The sequence below is a fragment of the Aequorivita antarctica genome (assembly GCF_007997155.1).
GTDB lineage: Bacteria > Bacteroidota > Bacteroidia > Flavobacteriales > Flavobacteriaceae > Aequorivita > Aequorivita antarctica.
On the sequence record NZ_VORT01000031.1, the window covers coordinates 1 to 2,586 of the forward strand.

Sequence of the window (2,586 nt, forward strand, 5' to 3'; positions counted from 1 at the left end):
TTGCCAACAAAGCATAAACGCCATGGCTGCCAATCGTTTATTTAGAAAATTATCGCCGCCACAAAAGACAATAATATTAAAATAATTAATTTTTAACCCCACGCCACAGCGCTTATACAAAACGTTGGCAAACATTAGAAAAAAAACTAAATTGGATAAAGCAAAATCAAATAATCGGACATTAATAATCGACGGAAAACAGTTTGAATTGGAACATCGAATTAACCAAGTTAGAATTATTGAAGATTTGGCGATTGTTATTTATGATTTTGATGATAACGCACCGAAACATAGACAATTCCAAAACTGTAAAGCGTTCGATTCTAATGGCGAATTAGTTTGGACAGCCGAACATCCAACAAATATGACTTCCGACTCTTACGTAGAATTTATGAAAGAAAATAGAATCTGGAATTTTGGCTGTTTTATTTGCGAGTTGGATTTTCGAACTGGAAAATTAAAAAACGCAATATTTACGAAATAATATATTATTTAAAAGAGAAACTTAAGAAATGGAAAAAAGTATTTCAAATATTTCTTCGCCGATAGGAAATTCCATACTATTTGTGATTAGTATGGTTTTGGCTTTTTATGTATTTGAAATAGATACAATGATTGTATTCTTGATTGGAACGATAATATTATCCTTATTTTTAACTGGATTCGGATTTGCAAAAAGACTCGGACGCACTTACTTTATAGCCTCTTTTTTTCCAATATTTTGCCTTTTAACCCTTGCTTTTTTATTCTTTACTTTACCAGGATGGATAATTCTTGGATGGTTTGGTTTTGGAATTCCAGCACCATTACCGAATTAAAAAAAACGTTTGCCAACACCGTGTATAAACCATTGCTGGGTTCGTGCTCGTCTGGAAAATTCTTGGGAATTTTCCAGCGTAGTTTTGTATCTTTAATGGCTCGTGTGTGAGACACGCAACGGTCCATACACAACAACGTTGGCAACAAGTTAAAGAATGAAGAAAAATCTATTTTATTTAATAGCCATTACATTAATAGCTTGCACGGAAAAGCAAAAATCTGACTCTGATTTCGAAAAAGATTTCGGGATGTACACCGTTTTATTAAATGACATCGACTATCACGCTTTTTATATTGAAAAACAGATTGAATTTGAATTGTCTAATTTAAATACTCCTGATTCGGAACTTCAAACTGTAGATAGCATAACTAAATTATACATAGCCAATATTGACAAAATTCTAACTGAATTTCAATCAGATTTGTTAATAAATGACTCCACTATAACTGATAACCAAAAAATTCTGATGAGTAGTGATAGGGTTAGTGAATATTTTTTTAAGAATGATTCTGTTTCTAGCAAAGGAGAAAATTTCAAAAAAATGACAAATGAATATAGTTCAGAATTGCTCAAATATGTCAAATACCCAATTTATCAAAGAAGAGTTATAGGCGGATTAAAAACTGACTTTATTGAAAATAGAGATAATAGTAAAAATGAGCGTTTAAGTTATATTTTCTATAACACTCCATTGATTGGTGCTATAACTTATTTAAAACTTCTTAAAAAAAATGCCTTGGAATATGAATTTCAAATTGTGGCGAAAAAAACCAGTTGCCAACACCAGCTATAGTTCACTGCTTGGTAGTTTCTCCTTCGGAAAAACCACGCACGCGTGAATGTTAGTGTTTATTTGCTAACTTTATTGCTTAACCCAACGCAGCAAACCATAGCCCTAACGTTGTGCAACATTTAAAAAAAACCAGAACATTAAACAAAAATTAAATAAAATGAAAAAAAGCTTACTGATTTTAACATTCGGACTATTAACAACCTTGAATTATGCTCAAGAAAAAAACGACATTGGAACTGAAAAAGTTTGGCGTGTGAATTTTTTGAATCCTGCAGTTGAATTGGAAATTCCAACAGGACAATATTCGACTTTTTCTTCGGCTCTCGGAATTGGTTATGGCGGAGGATATCCTGATTTAACTTTTGGAGGAAGTGGGTTTATTTATATAATTAGTCCGTTCGCTGATTTTCAACAAAAATGGTTTTATAACTTAAATAAGAGAAATGGGAAAAACCGAAATACGGAAAATAACTCGGGAAATTTTGTTTCGTTAAGATTTATAACACGAGGAAATTCAATCGCAGAAAATGTAAACAGAACTTCTGATTTTGATTTTGCTTTTGGACCAACTTGGGGAATTCAAAGAAAATACGGAAAGAATTTTCATTTACTGTTTGACGTTGGACCTCAATATTATATTGACACAAACGGAAATGGGAATATTTGGCCAATTATGTTACAATTGAATTTAGGATTTGACCTGAAAAAGAAATAAAAAAACGTTGCACAACACAGTATATAAGCTATGGCTTGGTCAGTCCTCACTTGGAAAATCCTGCGGATTTCCCAAAGCCAGTTTTTATTTAAAGAGGTTTGTGCCGAGACACGCCACAGCTCATATACATAAACGTTGCCAGTAATTTAAAAATAACGCTATGAAAATAATAAAGTTCCTAATATTAACATTAACAATGGTCTTCTTAATTTCTTGTAACAAAGATGATGACCAAGTTAGAGAAGAGTTACCAGGAAT

Annotated in this window: 4 protein-coding genes; all 4 read left to right on the forward strand. The window is 32.2% G+C overall.

Annotated elements, in window-relative coordinates:
* Positions 1-151: 151 nt before the first annotated feature.
* The 4 genes from ESU54_RS17570 (at position 152) to ESU54_RS17585 (ending at position 2,328) form a co-directional block, all read left to right on the forward strand.
* Positions 152-484, forward strand: a complete 333-nt coding sequence (locus tag ESU54_RS17570; protein ID WP_146744050.1) for a hypothetical protein — start codon at positions 152-154, stop codon at positions 482-484.
* 28 nt (positions 485-512) lie between these two features.
* Positions 513-818, forward strand: a complete 306-nt coding sequence (locus tag ESU54_RS17575) for a hypothetical protein (protein ID WP_111845844.1) — start codon at positions 513-515, stop codon at positions 816-818.
* Positions 819-974: 156 nt separating this feature from the next.
* Positions 975-1,613: a hypothetical protein gene (locus ESU54_RS17580; RefSeq protein ID WP_111845843.1), complete on the forward strand. Its 639-nt coding sequence runs from the start codon at positions 975-977 to the stop codon at positions 1,611-1,613.
* Positions 1,614-1,770: 157 nt separating this feature from the next.
* Positions 1,771-2,328 carry a hypothetical protein gene (locus tag ESU54_RS17585; RefSeq protein ID WP_111845842.1) on the forward strand — a complete coding sequence of 186 codons (558 nt, stop codon included), beginning with the start codon at positions 1,771-1,773 and terminating at the stop codon, positions 2,326-2,328.
* The last annotated feature ends 258 nt before the right edge of the window (positions 2,329-2,586 follow it).

Bases quoted from the DNA above. Each gene is read 5' to 3' on its own strand.
- ESU54_RS17575 (WP_111845844.1), top strand. From the start codon at position 513: ATGGAAAAAAGTATTTCAAATATTTCTTCGCCGATAGGAAATTCCATA.
- ESU54_RS17580 (WP_111845843.1), top strand. From the start codon at position 975: ATGAAGAAAAATCTATTTTATTTAATAGCCATTACATTAATAGCTTGC.
- ESU54_RS17585 (WP_111845842.1), top strand. From the start codon at position 1,771: ATGAAAAAAAGCTTACTGATTTTAACATTCGGACTATTAACAACCTTG.